The 18,071-nt window shown below is 32.3% G+C and carries 21 protein-coding genes and 2 pseudogenes; 21 read left to right on the top strand and 2 right to left on the bottom strand.

Annotation, left to right across the window (positions count from 1 at the left end):
- Positions 1–46: 46 nt before the first annotated feature.
- From ACZZ95_RS12910 to uvrB, 16 genes and pseudogenes are all read left to right on the top strand, one after another.
- Positions 47–967 carry a hypothetical protein gene (locus ACZZ95_RS12910; RefSeq protein ID WP_463469343.1) on the top strand — a complete coding sequence of 307 codons (921 nt, stop codon included), beginning with the start codon at positions 47–49 and terminating at the stop codon, positions 965–967.
- A 174-nt stretch (positions 968–1,141) separates the two neighbouring features.
- Entirely contained in the window at positions 1,142–1,750 is a 609-nt protein-coding gene (locus tag ACZZ95_RS12905) for a hypothetical protein (protein WP_463469342.1), read from the top strand.
- 272 nt (positions 1,751–2,022) lie between these two features.
- Positions 2,023–2,775: a toxin-antitoxin system YwqK family antitoxin gene (locus ACZZ95_RS12900; protein WP_463469341.1), complete on the top strand. Its 753-nt coding sequence runs from the start codon at positions 2,023–2,025 to the stop codon at positions 2,773–2,775.
- A 306-nt stretch (positions 2,776–3,081) separates the two neighbouring features.
- Positions 3,082–3,627 carry a hypothetical protein gene (locus tag ACZZ95_RS12895; RefSeq protein WP_463469340.1) on the top strand — a complete coding sequence of 182 codons (546 nt, stop codon included), beginning with the start codon at positions 3,082–3,084 and terminating at the stop codon, positions 3,625–3,627.
- 156 nt (positions 3,628–3,783) lie between these two features.
- On the top strand, positions 3,784–4,266 hold the full coding sequence (locus tag ACZZ95_RS12890; protein WP_463469339.1) for a hypothetical protein: 483 nt from the start codon (positions 3,784–3,786) through the stop codon (positions 4,264–4,266).
- Positions 4,267–4,447: 181 nt separating this feature from the next.
- The gene (locus ACZZ95_RS12885; RefSeq protein WP_463469338.1) at positions 4,448–4,975 is read left to right on the top strand and encodes a hypothetical protein; all 528 of its coding nucleotides are present in this window, start codon (positions 4,448–4,450) and stop codon (positions 4,973–4,975) included.
- Positions 4,968–5,096, top strand: coding sequence for a hypothetical protein (locus ACZZ95_RS12880; RefSeq protein ID WP_463469337.1), 129 nt, complete (start codon positions 4,968–4,970; stop codon positions 5,094–5,096). Before ACZZ95_RS12885 ends, ACZZ95_RS12880 begins: the two co-directional genes overlap by 8 nt.
- Positions 5,097–5,116: 20 nt before the next feature.
- Positions 5,117–5,245 (top strand): hypothetical protein, encoded by a 129-nt coding sequence (locus ACZZ95_RS12875; RefSeq protein ID WP_463469336.1) that lies wholly within the window; start codon positions 5,117–5,119, stop codon positions 5,243–5,245.
- A 250-nt stretch (positions 5,246–5,495) separates the two neighbouring features.
- Positions 5,496–6,047 (top strand): protein adenylyltransferase Fic, encoded by a 552-nt coding sequence (gene fic / locus ACZZ95_RS12870; RefSeq protein ID WP_463469335.1) that lies wholly within the window; start codon positions 5,496–5,498, stop codon positions 6,045–6,047.
- A 170-nt stretch (positions 6,048–6,217) separates the two neighbouring features.
- Positions 6,218–6,670 carry a hypothetical protein gene (locus tag ACZZ95_RS12865; RefSeq protein WP_463469334.1) on the top strand — a complete coding sequence of 151 codons (453 nt, stop codon included), beginning with the start codon at positions 6,218–6,220 and terminating at the stop codon, positions 6,668–6,670.
- Between the two features lie 162 nt (positions 6,671–6,832).
- A complete protein-coding gene (locus tag ACZZ95_RS12860) occupies positions 6,833–7,429 on the top strand; it encodes a hypothetical protein (RefSeq protein ID WP_463469333.1) in 597 nt (198 codons plus the stop codon).
- A 256-nt stretch (positions 7,430–7,685) separates the two neighbouring features.
- A complete protein-coding gene (gene rlmF, locus ACZZ95_RS12855) occupies positions 7,686–8,636 on the top strand; it encodes a 23S rRNA (adenine(1618)-N(6))-methyltransferase RlmF (RefSeq protein WP_463469332.1) in 951 nt (316 codons plus the stop codon).
- 80 nt (positions 8,637–8,716) lie between these two features.
- Positions 8,717–8,953 carry a uroporphyrinogen decarboxylase gene (locus ACZZ95_RS12850; RefSeq protein ID WP_095955010.1) on the top strand — a complete coding sequence of 79 codons (237 nt, stop codon included), beginning with the start codon at positions 8,717–8,719 and terminating at the stop codon, positions 8,951–8,953.
- 84 nt (positions 8,954–9,037) lie between these two features.
- The gene (locus tag ACZZ95_RS12845; RefSeq protein WP_463469331.1) at positions 9,038–9,547 is read left to right on the top strand and encodes an alpha/beta fold hydrolase; all 510 of its coding nucleotides are present in this window, start codon (positions 9,038–9,040) and stop codon (positions 9,545–9,547) included.
- Positions 9,520–9,981 carry an alpha/beta fold hydrolase gene (locus tag ACZZ95_RS12840; protein WP_463469330.1) on the top strand — a complete coding sequence of 154 codons (462 nt, stop codon included), beginning with the start codon at positions 9,520–9,522 and terminating at the stop codon, positions 9,979–9,981. Before ACZZ95_RS12845 ends, ACZZ95_RS12840 begins: the two co-directional genes overlap by 28 nt.
- 47 nt (positions 9,982–10,028) lie before the next feature.
- A pseudogene (uvrB, locus tag ACZZ95_RS12835) lies at positions 10,029–12,022 on the top strand (excinuclease ABC subunit UvrB).
- On the opposite strand, the gene ACZZ95_RS12830 reads toward uvrB, so the two are convergent.
- On the bottom strand, positions 12,019–12,420 hold the full coding sequence (locus tag ACZZ95_RS12830) for a TerB family tellurite resistance protein (RefSeq protein ID WP_463469329.1): 402 nt from the start codon (positions 12,418–12,420) through the stop codon (positions 12,019–12,021). The pseudogene uvrB and the gene ACZZ95_RS12830 sit on opposite strands and share 4 nt — an antisense overlap.
- Positions 12,421–12,477: 57 nt before the next feature.
- Here ACZZ95_RS12830 and ACZZ95_RS12825 point away from each other — a divergent pair, with 57 nt between their 5' ends.
- The 5 genes from ACZZ95_RS12825 (at position 12,478) to ACZZ95_RS12805 (ending at position 15,837) form a co-directional block, all read left to right on the top strand.
- Positions 12,478–13,278 (top strand): alpha/beta hydrolase, encoded by an 801-nt coding sequence (locus tag ACZZ95_RS12825; RefSeq protein WP_463469328.1) that lies wholly within the window; start codon positions 12,478–12,480, stop codon positions 13,276–13,278.
- A gap of 29 nt (positions 13,279–13,307) precedes the next feature.
- On the top strand, positions 13,308–14,318 hold the full coding sequence (locus tag ACZZ95_RS12820; protein ID WP_463469327.1) for a dipeptide epimerase: 1,011 nt from the start codon (positions 13,308–13,310) through the stop codon (positions 14,316–14,318).
- A gap of 2 nt (positions 14,319–14,320) precedes the next feature.
- Complete coding sequence (locus ACZZ95_RS12815; protein WP_463469326.1) at positions 14,321–15,349, top strand: aminotransferase class I/II-fold pyridoxal phosphate-dependent enzyme; 1,029 nt, start codon at positions 14,321–14,323, stop codon at positions 15,347–15,349.
- A gap of 112 nt (positions 15,350–15,461) precedes the next feature.
- On the top strand, positions 15,462–15,623 hold the full coding sequence (locus ACZZ95_RS12810) for a DUF1456 family protein (protein WP_463469325.1): 162 nt from the start codon (positions 15,462–15,464) through the stop codon (positions 15,621–15,623).
- Positions 15,624–15,630: 7 nt separating this feature from the next.
- The gene (locus tag ACZZ95_RS12805; RefSeq protein WP_463469324.1) at positions 15,631–15,837 is read left to right on the top strand and encodes a hypothetical protein; all 207 of its coding nucleotides are present in this window, start codon (positions 15,631–15,633) and stop codon (positions 15,835–15,837) included.
- Between the two features lie 879 nt (positions 15,838–16,716).
- Here ACZZ95_RS12805 and sucC read toward each other — a convergent pair.
- Positions 16,717–17,911 (bottom strand): annotated as a pseudogene (sucC, locus tag ACZZ95_RS12800) (ADP-forming succinate--CoA ligase subunit beta).
- Positions 17,912–18,071: the final 160 nt, after the last annotated feature.

Here is an 18,071-nt window from a genome sequence, read left to right as displayed (position 1 = left end):
GAACGTTGGCGGTAAGTTTAACAATTGAAATACTTATGATGAAATAATGAAAAAACTTCTTCACATACTTTCCATATTTTGTTTTTTAAATTCGTTTGCTCAAACTATAATTAAAGTTGAAACCTACGATGATGATGAAAAACACAAATATTTTTTACCTCATTTAATAGATGAAAAGGATATGGGGAGCAGTCTAGGAACTCAAGATGGTAATGGTTTTTACAATTTAAAATACTTAAAATTAGATAGCCTAAAAACTTATCGATTATATCTTGATGATTCTCGGTTTATAAAGATTGATAAAAAGTTAAATTTAAAAAACAATGATACTTTAATTGTAAAATTAAAACCTAATCCAAACTACAATCGCAAAACCTTCCCCAAAGATGTCATAGTAATCAATTGCCCATTTTATGATGTTTATCCGTATATGCCAAAAATAGCTACAAGACTTGATGATTTACCTTTAAATATATCTCAAAAAGTTAAAGATTATCTTTTATCTAGAGTTGGCGAAAAGTTTTATAAAAAGATTTATTTCAAAGAAGGAAAAATAATTGACAGCATTTTTTGTAAAAGGCATAATATGGAAACACGATACCTTTATATTTTATGTTTTGCATTTTCAAATATTGAAAAAGGAATTGGCGAATATACTTCTACCATTGAAGTAGATGAATTTGGTAAAATTATTAAAGACATTGATTTACCAATAAAAAACCCTTTAATAAATAATATAATTTCTTTAAAAGAAACAAAAAACAAAGCCATTAACCGAAAATTCTATGTTGAAGAAAAAACAAAAATAGAATTGAATTACGATGTAAGTAAAAATATATTGGTTTGGAAATTCACAAATGAAGATTATAAATCAAATAATACTTTTCTTCAAAAAATATTAAGATATAATGCTCATAATGGAAAGTATTTGGATTTAAATATTGCTGAAGGACAATGGATTGAATAAAACCTACCGCCAACACACGCTACAAGCAATTTGGGTATTAGGCTTAATTTGAAATTGGTTTTGTATTTGGAAGATTTGGCAAATCCGAATGATGGGCTTAATTTAGTTCCAAACTGCTTGTAGCGCGAGAACGTTATGGGTAAGCCTACAGTACAACAATAAATAAAATTAAAAATGAATAAGTACAAAACAAAATTTATAATTGGTCTTTTTGCATTAACTACAATTGGGATGTCATCCTGTGCTAATAAACAACAAATTCAAGACAATCTTGTTAGAAAAAATTTTGAAGAATATTTTAGAAATAAAGATATCAACTTTGATAACAACTATGAATTTGAAAAAATTGAGTTAAAAGATTCAGTATTATATTCTGACAATATTGAATTCTGTAAAGAATGGTTCAGAAGAGATTTGGAATTTAGTAAAAATCATCTCGATAACATAAAAAAGACCAAAACTGAATTCCCAACAATATCTGAAGAACAATTAGTTAAAATGTTTAAAAATGATTTTGAAGAAGAACAACGTATTCTTTCTAAAATTGATTCATTAGAAACAAAAATGGGAAGTAAAAAATATGAAGTAGCCTCTTATACTTACGCATTAAGTGGTCAGATAAATAGTGCTTTACAAGGTAAAATTTTAAGAGAGTATATCGTACAAACAGGACCTAAACCCGATTTTAAAATAATTAACATTGCTAGAGACAAGGATGAAATGCATGAAACTCCTAATGATTTTCCAGGATATAGAGAAATGTTAAACAAGAACCTTAAATAAAGCCTATCCATAACAGCCGTTACAAGAGATTTGGGCAAAAGGCTAAATTTAAATATGATTTTATACTTGGAAGATTGTGCATAATGGAAAAAACTCGCATCCTAACCCCAAACCTCTTGTAGCGCCAAGACGTTAGCCGTAATTATAAATGAACGTAATCAAAAAAAGAAAATTGAAAAAATATATTTTATTATTATTGGTTTGCATGTTTTTCTCATCTTGCAAGGAAAAAAACAGTAATTGAAAATGAGCTAGATTCTCTTAAAATAAACTTGAAAAATTTTACCCACATCGATACAATTTTTTATAAAAGTAAAAAAGTAAAATCTTTACGCTTATATAAAGTAAAATCAGAATATGTTGATGTTAATTTTTACGAATCTGGAAAAAAGAAATCTATTGGTAGTGTAAAAGACAGCCAATGTCATAAAGAATATATTGATTGGTATGAGAATGGAAAATTTAAATGGTTACGTCAATATAATCTTGGAAATCAAATTGGAAAAAATATTGAATATTTAGAAAATGGAAATTTAAAGCAACAATTTGACAACGAAAATAATGAAACAATAGAGTATTGGAAAAATGGAAAACCAAAATACCAATTCGTTGAAAATGTATCAAGTAGTTATCACTATTTTAATGGCAATTTTTTGGAAAAATATACTAACAAACTAAAAGACGAATGTGACGTAGAATATTTTAATGAAAATAGAAAGTTAATATTTAAAGGACATTATAAAAAATATGCTCTTTTTAAAGATAATTTAAAGTATAACGGGACAATAATTTGTTATTTTAACAATGGAAAAATTGCACTTTATCAAAATGTTGTTAATGGAATTCCAAATGGCAAATTTTACAGTTCTTATGGAAATGGAAATTTAAAATATGAAAGTGAAGTTGAAAACGGAAAAGAAATTTATTATAAATCATATTACGAAAGTGGAAAAGTAAATTTTATTCGAGACGGAATAAAAAACACATTTACGTCATGGGACGAAAACGGAAAACTAATAAAATAACTACGGCTAACAGGCGTTTGGCAAGATTGCGAATTTTGTAGTAAATTCACGATTACTTTTCGCAAGAAATTTTATTTTTAACAGAAAATATCCAGTTACGAAGTTCGCAACCTCGCCAAGCGCCAGAACGTTAGCGGTTATATTTGAGAAACAAATGAGAAAAAGACCTTTGCATTATTACTACTTTCAATTCTAATTTCTTGTAAAAAAAAGAAATCAGAAGTCACAAATTTTTCTAATAAAAAAAGTCTTATAACTAAAAATATAAACCTAAAACAAACACCTAGCATTGAGGAACCGAAAAAATTGGAAATTGAGCCTTACGATTTTGATACAATACTAAAAAATGGTTTTCATTTATCTTATCGAGTTTATAAAGACACAGTTGAAAATGAAACTTTACAAAGTTTAACTTTAGCAAAAGGAAAAAAAGATATAAAACAAATCAGTGAAACAAGTTTTCCAATGTTGCATAAAAACTTGGGATATATTGGTGCTGATTTTGGAGAAACTTTTCTATTTGTTCAATCATTTGGTTCTGGAAATCCACACGAAATTCAACTTATTGAAAAGGAAAATGGAAAAGTAATAACTGACGGTATATTAGTTGACATTAATGAAGTTGAAAAAGTATTATTATATATCAAAAACAAACACGAAAAAGAGGAAAAATTAATTTTGCTTGACATCAAAAATAATAAAGAGAAAATAATAACCGATTTTGGTAATTTAGAATGTACTCACACTGGTGGATTAAGAAACTGTATCGTAATTGACACTGTGACGAAGAACGAAATTATTATAAAAACTGATTCCGAAGAAGACAACTTAAAGAAAAAATACAACCGCTAACACACGCTACAAGCAATTTGGGCATTAGGCTTATTGTAGAAATTGGTTCGTATTTGGAAGATTTGGCTTATCCGAAAGATAGCGCTGATTTAGCCCCAAACTACTTGTAGCGCGAGAACGTGAGTAGCCATTACCAGAAAAAGAGAACTTAAACTTATGAAACAGATTTTATTTTTATTTACAGTTTTTATAGCATTTAGCTGTCAAAAACAACAAGAAAAAAATAATGCGAAAGTAAATATTGTAAAACTTCCCTCTCCTCCAAAAGTAATTGACGAAAAAACTTTAGTTGGATTTGCGTGCTATCATGCAGGAAGCAAATCTAAACCTGTTAAAAAAATATCTGAAATTCTGAAAAGCAAAAATTATATAACTCTTAAAGTTAAACTATACGACGTAAGTCCTGCCGAAAAGTACTTGGCTACCGTTGCTTGTGAAAAATTAGAAACCAAAAAAACAATCAAACTTACCGAAAAGGAGTTTGCCCAAATAAAAATTAACAAAGCAAGCGAAGAAAAAGTAAATATTTGCAGTGGTTGCACGAATGAAGAAGAGTTAACGCTAAAACAGATGTTTACTTCCGAAGATAATTTTTTAGCTGACTCTGTTGAAGAATGGATAAACGAAATGATAAAGTAACGGCTACTAACAGCCACTACAACGGATTTGGGCATTGGGCTTAACGGAAAGATGGTTTTGTATTTGGGATGATTTGGCAAATCCGAAAATAGGGCTTAATTTAGTCCCAAACCCGCTGTAGTGCCAAGACGTTACAGGAAATAGCACACGAAATGTTTAACAGAAATTACCTGAGTTTTTAATGGAAGATTACAATTTTTATAAAAGTAAATTAGACCGAGAACTTTCAAGACGAAATGACCTTGACAACGCTATTAGCAATCCTATCCTTGGTATTACAATTATTGTTGGATTAACATCATATATCATTCAAAACAATGATTTCAAATGCTTTGACTTGACGGATTATTGTATAATTTATATCTTAATAATTTCTTCTCTAACTACTTTACTTTCTTTATACTTCATTTTTCTATCAAATAATAATCTTCTAAAAGGTTTTGAATACAAAAATTTTGGTCTTCTTAGTGAATATCGTGATCTTCAGAAAAAACTAGATATTTACAACAAACAAGTTGAAGAAAAAGATAAAGAAGATTTTGAAACAAAAATTGTTGAAAAGATCATCTCCTTTTCTGACAATCACACTATTATAAATGACAAAAGAGCTTTAGATTTACAATTAGCAAGAAAATATATAATTATATCATTCATCCTTGTAGTTTTGAATTTGATATTTCTAACAATTAACAATTTGATTTATGCTTGATAACGATAGACAAACAACTCAACCGACAACTCAACCTTCTGAGAGTCCAAAACCTGAAGCCCCAAGAATGCCAGCTGACAGAATTGAAAAAGGCGAAACTCCAGATTTGGGAAGAAAGTAATAACTGCTAAATTAGTTTTTATGATAAGTGATGATGATAAATCAAAAAGTCAGCCACCTAAAGTGCAAACGGCAAAACCTGAAGCGCCAAAAATGCCAAAAGACAGAATTGAACGAAGCGGTGATTCTACTACTATAAAAACACGCTGACTAAAAAAGCTACTTCCTGTAACAGCCACTACAACGGATTTGGGCATTGGGCTTAATGGAAAGATGGTCTTGTATTTGGGATGATTTGGCAAATCCGAATAAGGGGCTTAATTAAGCCCCTTATTCGGATTTGCCAAAAAGTTACCAGAAAGCGCAAACACCCAATAAATTAAGAAAATATAGTCATTAATATAATATTTCATCCATTTAAAGTATTTTTGTAATAGACTTAAATTGGAGCTAAATCTATATGAAAAATATCGACAAAAATAGTTTAGAAAACGCATATCGATTGTTTGAATCGAACGACATTGACAAAATAGAAATCGGCACCACAAAAGGCCTCAAAGAAATACACCTCTATCTGTTTGATGGTTTATATGATTTCGCCGGAGAAATAAGAAAACTCAATATTTCGAAAGGCGGTTTTAGATTTGCAAATGCTTTATATCTGAATGAAATTTTAGTGAAGATCCAGGAAATGCCAGAAAATAATTTTCATGAAATTATTGCTAAATATGTCGAGATGAATATTGCTCATCCTTTTATGGAAGGTAACGGCAGGTCAATGAGAATTTGGCTAGATATGATTTTAAAAAATAGAATCCAGAAAGTTGTAAATTGGCAACTCGTTGACAAAACTCTTTACTTACAATCAATGGAAAGAAGTCCTATTAATGATTTGGAATTACGAACTTTATTACAAGAAAATCTAACTAGCGATGTTAACAATAGGGAAATTATCTTCAAAGGAATTGATCAGTCATATTATTATGAAGGCTACGAAAAAGATGAAGAATAAAATCTTTCGAAAGCGCCTTCTGGTAACACACGCTACAAACAATTTGGGGATTTAGTTAAATTTAAAGATGGTTTTGTATCAGATAAATTTGTGTTTATCCGAAGATTTGGCTTCCTTAATCCCAAACTGCTTGTAGCGCGAGAACGTTGGCAGTAATATTACCTCAGAAAATGAAAATTCACGAAAAGAAATTTAACGAAATTAAAGACTTGCTAACTAGTAAACTTGTTGAAAAAGTTAGTATATATAAAGAACAAGGTACCGAATTTTTAAAAATAGAAAACACTGAATTTTGGTTGTCTATTGATGAAAAAGAATTTACAGTTGGTTATGGATTTAATCATACTCATTTTAGTGAAGATTATGGAAACCTGTATGAAGGAATAATTCAAGCATTTGATTTAATAACTAACAAAGTAAAAACGACAAAATTCATAAAAGGGAATACTATTTTCAAAACAAAAACCGAAATAGAATTTCCAAATTCAAAACTTGTAAATATTGGTGAAACAGGATTATTAATTTTTCCTTTTTGGAAAAAAACTAAAATTGAAACTTGCTTTTCTGACTTAATAATTAATAAAAGCGAAATTGAAAACGAAGTGAATAAACTAATCAACTAAAAATACTACTGCTAAAACACGCTAAAAGCAATTTGGGCATTAGGCTTGATTTGAAGTTGATTTTATATTTGGAATGATTTGGCAAATCCGAAGAATGGGCTTAATTTAGTGCCAAACCCGCTGTAGCGCCAGAACGCTACCAGCTATTTTAGAGAATCGAATATGAGAGAAAATTGGCTTTTTATTAAAACTCCGGATCATTACGGAAAGTCGGAGATTATTCAGATTGATGAAGATATCATTTATTATTTTGTCGTTGAAAAAACTGATAAAATCTGTCTAATAAAGAACGAAAATAGAAATGAAAATCTAAGCGAGACAGAATATAAATACATAAATCAAAATCGAATTAGATTTTTTAGAAAAGGAAAAATCTACAAAGTTTTAATCGATGAAAAGTCTATAACTGAAGATTGCGTATTCGAAAATGATTACGAAAAACTAAACGCTACTGAAACTGAATTAACAGAAAGTGCAATTCAGGATTTAAAGTTTGAGTTTAATTGGAATGGAGAAAAAAAGAATCTTAGGTTCAATGAAGTTTTGGACTCGCCAGTTATGCAAGAAATAAACAAGCGTATGAATAAAGAAGGAAGCAGAATTATACTTGAAAAACTAAATGAAACGCTATTTCTTTCATTTTATACAGACAATTATCTTGATAAACTAATTCCAATAAAATATGTTGACAAACAAAAGATAATTTTATATGGTTTCCCAAAAGAACCTTATGAAATTAATTGTCCAATAATAGAATAAAAAACAGTTGGTAATAGCTACAACAAAGGATTTGGCATTGGCTTACTAAAAAATTAGTTTTGTATTTGTGATGACATACTTCTCTTATTCGCTATCGCTCGCATGTTTCACCTGTTCCCTATCTATCTAGTAGCAAATCTGTGGAAAAAAGCATAATTTAGTTAAGGTCTTTCCAATGTTTTATTAGATCAATGCACTACTTTCATTAGGGCTTTTCTAAAAAAGGAATACCTATCTTTGCACGAAATCCATAAAAATGAAAGCAATCGACAATTCTGAAAAAAATAATTTACATCCGAGAAATCTTCACCGAACTCGTTACGACTTCGAAAAACTGATTTCGAATTGTCCAGAACTAAAAGCTTTTGTAACCATAAACAAACACGGAATCGAAACGGTTGATTTTAGCAATCCTCTTTCTGTAAAAACCTTGAATAAAGCGTTACTACAAACTTACTACGATATTCAAAACTGGGATATTCCGAAAAATTACCTTTGCCCGCCAATTCCAGGACGAGCAGATTACATTCATTATATTGCCGATTTATTAGCAGAAACCAACAACAACGAAATTCCTGACACATCAAATGTTTTAGGTTTAGATATCGGAACAGGCGCAAATTTAATCTATCCGATATTAGGGGATTCCATTTACAATTGGAGTTTTGTGGCAACAGATATAGATAAAAAAGCAATTGAAAACTGCAGTAAAATTATAGAAGCCAATCCAAAACTAATTGACGCCATAAGTTTACAACAGCAAACTGAATCTCGCTTTATTTTTAAAAACATTATTACGCCCGAAGATCGTTTTACGTTCACAATGTGTAATCCGCCTTTTCACGCTTCGGCAGAAGAAGCGAATAAAAGCACATCGAGAAAAGTTTCCAATTTAAATCCGAAAGAAAAAAGAAATACAAATCCAGTTTTGAACTTTGGAGGTCAAAATGCAGAATTGTGGTGTAATGGCGACGAAATCGGATTTGTAACGCAAATGATTTACGAAAGTGCAAAATATACTTCACAGGTTTTATGGTTTACAACATTGGTTTCTAAAAAAGAAAATCTTTCTTCTATTTACAAAATCTTGAAAAAAGTAAATGCCGTTGCTGTAAAAACAATCGAAATGTCGCAGGGTCAAAAAACAAGCCGAATTGTAGCGTGGAGTTTTATAGATAATACCGAAAAACAAAAACAGTTCTTTTAAACAACTGATTTTCAAATACAAAATATTGATTTTACAATTTGATTTGCTACATTTATTGTAAACAATTTAAAATCAATTTTATGGCTGAATATGTTGGTTACCTCGCATCTGTTTTTATTGTTGGCGGATTTTTATTGAAAAACTTGAGAACAATTCGCTTCATTAATATGTTTGGCTGTATCTGCTTTGTAATCTATGGCATTTTTTTAAATGATTACAGGGATTTAAATCAATGGCTTTGGCCTGTAATAATTCCGAATGCGATTTTAGCGTTTGTTCAAATTTATTATCTGACTTCCAAAAACGATCAATCGTAAAATTATGATACTTTAAAATAAAATTCTGATACACTTTTTGGTCGCGATACTTGTAACTTTAAGGTCAAATTGAATTTTATTCCTATGTTAAAACTATATTCTCGTTTGGCTGTCGTGCTATTTTTAATCACAAGTTGTGCTTCAACAAAGAAGGTGAAATTTGAGGATTACGTTTTTAAAACCAGAACCGAAGAGCAGAAATACCAAAGCTCTTATGACAAAGCTTTAAAACTTTGGAACATTCCTTATACAGAAGAAGACATTCAAACCACTTTTGGAACAGCACATGTCGTTATTGCAGGTCCAAGAAATGGCAAAGATTTGGTTTTACTCCACGGAATGGATGCCAGCTCAACCATGTGGTATCCCAACATTCAGGTATTAGCTAAAAAACACCGTATTTATGCCATCGACTTTTTGATGGAACCGGGAAAGTCAAATTTAACCGCAAAAGCCCTTTCATCAGAAGAAATCGTAATTTGGTATAACGAAATTTTCTCGCATTATAAATTGAAGAAATTTGACATAATCGGAGCGTCACGCATGCATGCTGGATCGCAACATTATTGGCAACACAAAAAACAAATTCAATAGACCGAATTGTTTTGTTGAGTCCCGCTCAGACTTTTAAATTTATCGATAAAGTGGGAAAAACAACTTCGGCATTAATGTTGAAACTTTTTCCAAGCGAAAAGAAATTCGGCAAAACATTAAACACTTTTTCGACTCATCCAGAAAAAATTAGTCAGATATACAAAAGACAGTTTTATTTGGCTAATAAATATGCCAAATCAAATTCGAGTATGCTTAAAATGCATCCGTTTTCAGACAAAGAATTGCAATCAATAGATAATCCCGTTTTGGTTTTAATTGGTGACAAAGACGTTATTAATTCCGAAGACAGTTTAGAACGAGCTCAAAAATATTTAAAAAACAGCAAAACAAAAGTCATAAAAGATGCCGGACATTTTTTATCGATCGATCAATCTAAAATCACCAACGACGCTATGATTAATTTTTTAGAATAGCATCCAAACTTTGTATCTTTACAAAACCAAATTTTCAGCGCACAAAAATGAAATTTCAAGTATCCTCAGAATATAGTCCAAAAGGAGATCAGCCTCAAGCCATACAAAAACTGGCACAAGGTGTAGTCGACGGAGAAAAATATCAAACTTTATTGGGGGTTACAGGATCTGGTAAAACATTTACTGTAGCAAATGTAATTGAAGAAGTACAGCGACCTACTTTGGTTTTGGCACACAACAAAACCTTAGCGGCACAGTTGTATTCTGAATTCAAGCAATTTTTCCCGAACAACGCGGTTGAATATTTCGTTTCCTACTACGACTATTATCAGCCAGAAGCTTTTATGCCGGTAACGGGGGTTTTTATTGAAAAAGATTTATCTATTAACGAAGAGCTTGAAAAAGATGCGTTTGAGCACCACTTCTTCCCTGCTTTCTGGGCGACGTGATGTTTTGGTTGTAGCATCTGTTTCTTGTTTATACGGTATTGGAAACCCTGTCGAATTTAAAAAGAACGTAATTGAAATAACCCGAGATCAGGTCATTTCCAGAACCAAATTACTGCATAATCTTGTTCAAAGTTTATATGCCAGAACAGAAGCCGATTTTAATCCCGGAACTTTTAGAATAAAAGGTGACACGGTCGAAGTATATCCTAGTTATGCCGATGATGCCTACAGAATACATTTTTTTGGAGATGAAATTGAAGAAATAGAATCTTTTGATGCTAAAACTTCATTGGTAATCGAAAAATTCAAACGACTTACTATTTACCCTGCCAATATGTTTGTAACTTCTCCAGATGTTTTACAAGGTGCAATTTGGGAAATTCAGCAGGATTTGGTTAAGCAAGTTGATTATTTTAAAGAAACTGGAAAACACTTAGAAGCCAAACGTCTAGAAGAACGAACCAATTTTGATTTAGAAATGATTCGGGAATTAGGCTATTGCTCTGGAATTGAAAATTATTCTCGTTATCTTGACGGAAGACAAGCAGGAACAAGACCTTTCTGTCTTTTAGACTATTTTCCAAATGATTATTTAATGGTTGTTGATGAAAGTCACGTAACTGTTTCGCAGGTTCATGCCATGTATGGAGGCGACCGCTCGCGTAAAGAAAACTTAGTAGAATACGGTTTTCGTCTGCCTGCTCGCAATGGACAACCGACCTTTAAAATTTGAAGAGTTTGAGGCATTGCAAAATCAGGTAATTTACGTTTCGGCAACGCCCGCAGATTATGAATTGCAGAAATCAGATGGTATTTATGTCGAGCAGATTATTCGTCCAACGGGATTATTAGATCCAGTTATCGAAGTGCGACCTAGTTTGAATCAGATCGATGATTTGATTGAGGAAATTCAGGTTCGCTGTGAATTGGACGAAAGGGTTTTGGTAACAACTTTAACCAAAAGAATGGCAGAAGAATTAGCAAAATACCTGACCAAAGTAAGCATTAGATGCCGTTATATACATTCTGAAGTGGACACTTTAGAGCGTATTGAAATCATGCAGGATTTACGAAAAGGTATTTTTGATGTTTTGATTGGTGTTAACTTACTTCGTGAAGGTTTGGATTTACCAGAAGTTTCTCTTGTCGCTATTTTAGATGCTGATAAAGAAGGTTTCTTAAGAAATCACAGATCTTTAACGCAAACTATTGGGCGTGCGACAAGAAACTTAAACGGAAAAGCAATTTTGTATGCTGATAAAATTACGGCGAGTATGCAGAGAACAATTGACGAAACGGAATATCGAAGAACCAAACAGATTAATTACAACGTACAAAACAATATTACGCCTCAGGCTTTAAATAAAAAAATCGAAAGCGCTTTCACCAAAAATCCGTTGGTAGAATACGAATTAGGCCATCCAATTCCAGTTGCGGCAGAACCAGAAACTGCTTATTTATCTAAAGGAGAATTGGAAAAAATGATTCGCGAAAAACGCAAAACAATGGAAAAAGCCGCTAAAGAATTAGACTTTTTACAAGTCGCTAAACTAAGGGATGAAATTAAAAAACTACAGGAACAGCTTGCTTAATTGTGCTGTTCTTGAAAAACCTGCAGTATTACATTTGGATTAATTACCGTATTTGGTGCTTTTTTCATCATTTCTAAAACACGTTTTACTGCAGATGGATTTAATCCCATTTCTAAAGCAATCTGCTGAATGGCGTTAAATTCTCTTTCGTGCAAAACTCCGTCGCAATGCATTAATAAAGCCAGTCTGTAAAATTGATTGATACGCCGCATTTCTGACTTTATTGGAATTGATTTTACTTCTTGATGAAATAAATCTTGAAATTCTTGTTTGTTGATATTCAATTCCTGAGCTACAATCCAAAGAAAATCCAGCTCGCGTTTATGCAAATGTCCGTCTACCGTGGCAAACATAATCATTTCTAAAAGTAAACTTCTTTTTTCTGCTTCTGTATTCATCAATTTATTATTTTTAGCTAAAATATTGCTTTTATATTTAAATACAAAACACAGATAATGAAGAGGTTTTTCTTAGCTATTTTATTTTTATTAACTATTACTGGAAAGGCACAGGAAAGCACGGCTTCAAGGAACATTTCGACTTTTACAATTGAAGCTCCTCAGTTAAATACTTCAAAAAAAATCTGGATTTATCTTCCAAAAAATTATTCAAAAGACATCAAAAAAAAGTACAGCGTTATTTACATGCACGACGCTCAGAATTTGTTTGATGCTAAAACTTCTTTCTCCGGAGAATGGAATGTCGATGAAAAATTAGACAGCTTAAAAGCTCCCGTAATTGTTGTTGGAATTGAGCATGGAAATGAAAAACGCATCAATGAACTGACTCCGTTTAAAAATGAAAAATATGGCGGCGATGATGCCGACAATTATTTGGAATTCATTGTAAAAACGTTAAAACCTCATATCGACCAAAACTACAGAACCAAGACAAAAGCCAAAAACACTATTCTTTTTGGAAGTTCACTTGGCGGTTTGGTTTCCTATTATGGCGCTTTAAAATATCCTGAAGTTTTTGGTAAAGCAGGTGTTTTTTCTCCTTCTTTTTGGTTTTCAAATGATATTTATACTTTCACTGAAAAACAAACCAAAATCAAAACTAAAATTTATTTTCTATGCGGTGACAAAGAAAGTGACGATATGGTAAAAGATTTAACTAAAATGAAACGTTTACTAGATACCAAAAGATGCTATTGCCTTCATCTGGATAAAATCAAAATTGTAAAAAATGGAGAGCACAATGAAAAATTGTGGCGTGATAATTTTACTGAAGCTTTACTCTGGCTGGGTTATTAAATTAATACTAAAAAAATAATTCTATAAAAATGAAAATGATTTTAAGAGAATACAACCTAAAATTAAAACACACTTTCACGATTTCCAGAGAATCTATTGATTTTCAACCTTCTTTAATTGTAGAATTACAAAGTGATGGTTTTTCTGGTTTTGGAGAAGCCACTTCAAACCCTTATTACAATACAACGGTTCCGATGATGATTCAGGATTTAGAAAAAATCAGAAGTATTATCGAAAGTACCGAAAACGAAATTCCTGAAGTATTTTGGGCAAAAATTCATCCGTATTTAAAAGACGATATGTTTGCTTTGTGCGCCTTAGATTTGGCTTATACTGATTTGTATGCCCGAAAAAAAGGAAAAAAGTTGTACGAATTATGGAACTACACAACCGAAAGAAATCCGATGACCGATTATACAATTGGAATTGCTTCTATCGATAAAATGGTTTCTAAAATGCAGGAACTTCCTTGGCCGATTTATAAAATAAAATTGGGAACTAAAGAAGATATCGAAATTGTAAAAGAACTTAGAAAACATACCAATGCTATTTTTAGAATAGACGCCAACTGCGACTGGGGAGTTGAAGAAACAATCAATAATGCTGTCGAATTAAAAAAACTAGGCGTTGAATTCTTAGAACAACCCATGAAAGCAGATAATTGGGAAGCGCATAAAGAAGTTTTCAAACATTCTGTTCTTCCTGTAATTGCAGATGAAAGCTGTATTATTGAGGAAGATGTAGCAAAATGTTTCAACCATTTTCATGGCGTAAATGTCAAATTGGTTAAATGCGGCGGTCTGACTCCTGGAAAACGCATGATCGAAGAAGCTAAAAAATTGGGATTAAAAACCATGGTAGGTCGCATGACAGAATCTACTGTTGGAATTTCTGCTATTGCGCATTTATTGCCGCAATTGGATTATGTGGATATGGATGGCGCGCTTCTTTTGGCAGAAGATATTGCTACTGGAGTTACCATAAAAGACGGCGTTGTAAGCTATTCTGATCTTAACGGAACTGGAGTTACACTTTTATAAAAATGATAGTCGAAAAATTTCCAGATAGAATTATTGAAATTGACCAAGAACAGTATTTGTATTTTGGCGGCACCGCCTATTTAGGTTTGCCGACAAACAAAGAATTTCAAGATTTAGTCGTTAAAAACATTCTGAATTGGGGAACTACTTACGGAAGTTCGAGAACAGCAAATGTTAAGTTAAGCGCGTATGATTATGGTGAGAAGTTTTTAGCCTCTCATATTGGCTCAGAAGACGCTGTTACGGTTTCTTCGGGAATGCTGGCCGGAAAACTGGTTATAGATTTAATGAAAAAGCAGACCGATTGCTTTTTTCATTTTAATGATATACACGCCGCGATCAAAATAGAAAACAGTCTTCCTTTGTTTGAAAATGGAAAATTGAACGAGCGCTTATTCGATTCCAATTCGGAAAAAATTACAATTCTAACGGATGGAGTTCCTTCTTTCGAAACAAATCCTGTTGATTTTTCTTTTTTAGCAAAAATTCCAAGTAATAAAGAAATTACAATACTTGTAGACGAATCGCATTCTTTTGGAATTATTGGTAAAAATGGTTCAGGAATTTATTCTTCAATTCAATTTCCAATTAAAAGAAAAGTAATGATTTCTTCTTTGGGAAAAGCCTTTGGTTTAACGGGCGGCGTTATTGCCAGCGATTCTGAATTTATTACTCAAATAAAAGAATTAGAAGTTTTTACAAGTGCTGCCGGAATGAATCCAGCATTTGTGCAGACGCTTTCAGATGCTTCAGAAATTTACAGTAAACAGCATAAAAAGTTACTGGAAAATTTAAATTACATCGATTCGATTTTAATCCAAAACAGGAATATCAAATTTGACAAAAATTATCCTTTAATTTATTTATTATCAAAAGATTTAGTAGAAAAATTGAAAATTGAAAAAATCATAATTGCAAGTTTTAAATATACGAAAGATGCGGAACCACTCAATCGTATTGTAATTACTGCCAATCATCTTAAAGAAGATTTAGATAAACTTGTAGATATTTTAAATTCGTGTAATTACTAAAGCTTAAAACATTTATTAGCTTATTCAAGTAAGCGGAAATTCCTGAATTCGCGGCAAAAAAAAATAAATCGGCTAATTACTTTTAAAACGTACCTTTGTAAAAAATTAAATAATGACGAATAACGATATACTTAAAAAACTTCGCGTGGCTTTGATGCTCCGTGATGACCAAATAGTTGAAATTTTAGAACTAGTAGATTTTAGAATTACAAAATCTGAATTGGGCGCTTTTTTTAGAGCCGAAGATCATCCAAATTATATGGAATGCGGCTGATCAGGTATTGCGTAATTTCTTAAACGGATTGGTTATTCATTTAAGAGGAACAAAAGAAAACCCTAAAAATCCAACTGACGTTTTAGCAAAACACAAAGCGGAAATTCCAAACAAAGAAACTTCTAAAGACCGACCTGAGTTTAAAGTCGCTCCAAAAGATTCTGAAAGAGCAAGAGGCGATCAAAAACCTTCAAAATCTGGAACAGTCTGCTAAAAAACCTTTCAAGAAAAAACCTGCAACACCCAAAATTCAGGTGGTAGAAAAAGTGGTTTATAAAAACGGTAAGAATAAAAAGTAATTTTTAACCGAAAAGCACACAAGCAATTACACAAAGTTCGCAAAGTTTTATTTAATAAAGCTTTGCGAACTTTGCGTTTTAAAGGAATTGTTGTTACAATCCAATTTTCAAATATAGCCCGCGGTTTCAACCGCGGGGAAACAATGCATATTAAAATCCGTATATCAACATCTGTATATCACGGAACGTTTCAATGGTTGAAACCACGGGATATATTCGCAAAGAAAAAGTTTATTGGTAGAGCCACACAGCGGTGCGTCTACGCAAAGTATTTCTCCAATATGGATTCACGCGACGTTAGACGCACTGCTGTGCCTCTCTACGATATACTTTGTTCTTTATTAATAATCTTAATTTTTTTTCTCGCAGGATTTATTGTAGAGCCGCACAGCGGTGCGTTTACGCAAAGTATTTCCCCAATATGGATTCACGCGACGTTAGACGCACTGCTGTGCGTCTCTACGATATACTTTGTCTTTATTAATAATCTTATTTTTTTTCTCGTTCCGAAATACGGATTCACGCGACGTTAGACGCACTGCTGTGCGTCTCTACGACATACTTTGTCTTTATTAATAATCTTAATTTTTTTCTCGCAGGATTTATTGTAGAGACGCACTGCTGTGCATCTACGCAAAGTTTTTCTCCAATATGGATTCACACGATGTTAGACGCACTGCAGTGCGTCTCTACTGAAAAACATTCTCAAAAGGGATTCTTTTTTAAAAATATGAAAACAAAAAAATCCACTCCTTTCGGAATGGATTTGTATATAAATTGAATTTCTTATTTGATTAAGAAAGTGCAGCTTTAACTTGGTCAGCAGCTTCTTGGAATTGAACAGCTGATAAGATTGGCATACCAGAGTTATCAATTAATTCTTTTGCAATTTCAGCATTTGTTCCTTGCAAACGAACGATAATTGGCACATTGATAGCATCTCCCATGTTTTTGTAAGCGTCAACAACACCTTGAGCAACACGGTCACAACGAACGATTCCTCCGAAGATGTTAATCAAAATAGCTTTTACGTTTGGATCTTTCAAGATAATTCTGAAAGCTGTTTCAACACGTTTTGCGTCAGCAGTTCCTCCTACGTCAAGGAAGTTAGCAGGCTCAAAACCAGCATATTTAATTAAATCCATAGTTGCCATTGCAAGACCAGCTCCGTTTACCATACATCCTACAGTACCGTCAAGATCTACATAGTTTAGACCAACTTCTTTAGCTTCAACTTCGATAGGATTCTCCTCACGGATATCTCTCATTTCAGCATATTTAGGTTGTCTGTATAAAGCGTTATCGTCGATATTTACTTTAGCATCAACAGCTAATATTTTGTTATCAGAAGTTTTTAAAACTGGGTTGATTTCAAACATAGAAGCATCAGAACCAATGTAAGCATTGTATAATGCATCGATGAATTTCACCATTTCTTTGAAAGCATTTCCAGAAAGACCTAAGTTGAAAGCAACTCTTCTAGCTTGGAAACCTTGTAATCCAACAGATGGATCAATTTCTTCAGTAAAGATTAAGTGCGGCGTATGCTCAGCAACTTCTTCAATATCCATTCCACCTTCAGTAGAATACATAATCATGTTGCGTCCTGTACCTCTATTCAATAAAACAGAAACATAAAATTCAGAAGTTTCGCTTTCACCTGGATAGTAAACATCTTCTGCAACTAATATTTTGTTTACTTTTTTACCTTCAGGCGGAGTCTGAGGCGTGATCAATTGCATTCCGATGATTTGTTCTGCAATTTCTTCAACTTGCTGTAAGTTTTTTGCCAGCTTAACTCCTCCACCTTTTCCACGACCACCTGCGTGAATTTGTGCTTTTATTACGTGCCATCCTGTACCAGTTTCGGCAGTTAATTGTTTTGCGCCAGCCTACAGCTTCAACCGGATTGTTAGCTATAATTCCGCGTTGTACGCGTACTCCGTAACTCGCTAAAATTTCTTTTCCTTGATATTCGTGTATGTTCATAATATAGAATTTGTCTGGTTCTGAATTTATTTCAGAATAAAAGTGCGACAAAAGTAACAAAATACAACTTAATAGTAAAATCTTTTTCAATTAAATAAATGTTACCTATAGGTATTAAACGTTGATTCTTTTGCAAAGCAAACAAATCGTTAACGAAAGA

Source organism: Flavobacterium sp. AC267, assembly GCF_979258715.1.
Note: the sequence above shows the minus strand (reverse complement) of the source record. Positions and strands in the feature narration are given on the sequence as shown.

Coding starts and splice junctions, on each gene's coding strand:
- ACZZ95_RS12910 (WP_463469343.1), top strand. CDS start 47: ATGAAAAAACTTCTTCACATACTTTCCATATTTTGTTTTTTAAATTCG.
- ACZZ95_RS12905 (WP_463469342.1), top strand. CDS start 1,142: ATGAATAAGTACAAAACAAAATTTATAATTGGTCTTTTTGCATTAACT.
- ACZZ95_RS12890 (WP_463469339.1), top strand. CDS start 3,784: ATGAAACAGATTTTATTTTTATTTACAGTTTTTATAGCATTTAGCTGT.
- ACZZ95_RS12885 (WP_463469338.1), top strand. CDS start 4,448: ATGGAAGATTACAATTTTTATAAAAGTAAATTAGACCGAGAACTTTCA.
- ACZZ95_RS12880 (WP_463469337.1), top strand. CDS start 4,968: ATGCTTGATAACGATAGACAAACAACTCAACCGACAACTCAACCTTCT.
- ACZZ95_RS12875 (WP_463469336.1), top strand. CDS start 5,117: ATGATAAGTGATGATGATAAATCAAAAAGTCAGCCACCTAAAGTGCAA.
- fic (WP_463469335.1), top strand. CDS start 5,496: ATGAAAAATATCGACAAAAATAGTTTAGAAAACGCATATCGATTGTTT.
- ACZZ95_RS12865 (WP_463469334.1), top strand. CDS start 6,218: ATGAAAATTCACGAAAAGAAATTTAACGAAATTAAAGACTTGCTAACT.
- ACZZ95_RS12860 (WP_463469333.1), top strand. CDS start 6,833: ATGAGAGAAAATTGGCTTTTTATTAAAACTCCGGATCATTACGGAAAG.
- rlmF (WP_463469332.1), top strand. CDS start 7,686: ATGAAAGCAATCGACAATTCTGAAAAAAATAATTTACATCCGAGAAAT.
- ACZZ95_RS12850 (WP_095955010.1), top strand. CDS start 8,717: ATGGCTGAATATGTTGGTTACCTCGCATCTGTTTTTATTGTTGGCGGA.
- ACZZ95_RS12845 (WP_463469331.1), top strand. CDS start 9,038: ATGTTAAAACTATATTCTCGTTTGGCTGTCGTGCTATTTTTAATCACA.
- ACZZ95_RS12830 (WP_463469329.1), bottom strand. CDS start 12,420: ATGAATACAGAAGCAGAAAAAAGAAGTTTACTTTTAGAAATGATTATG.
- ACZZ95_RS12825 (WP_463469328.1), top strand. CDS start 12,478: ATGAAGAGGTTTTTCTTAGCTATTTTATTTTTATTAACTATTACTGGA.
- ACZZ95_RS12820 (WP_463469327.1), top strand. CDS start 13,308: ATGAAAATGATTTTAAGAGAATACAACCTAAAATTAAAACACACTTTC.
- ACZZ95_RS12815 (WP_463469326.1), top strand. CDS start 14,321: ATGATAGTCGAAAAATTTCCAGATAGAATTATTGAAATTGACCAAGAA.
- ACZZ95_RS12810 (WP_463469325.1), top strand. CDS start 15,462: ATGACGAATAACGATATACTTAAAAAACTTCGCGTGGCTTTGATGCTC.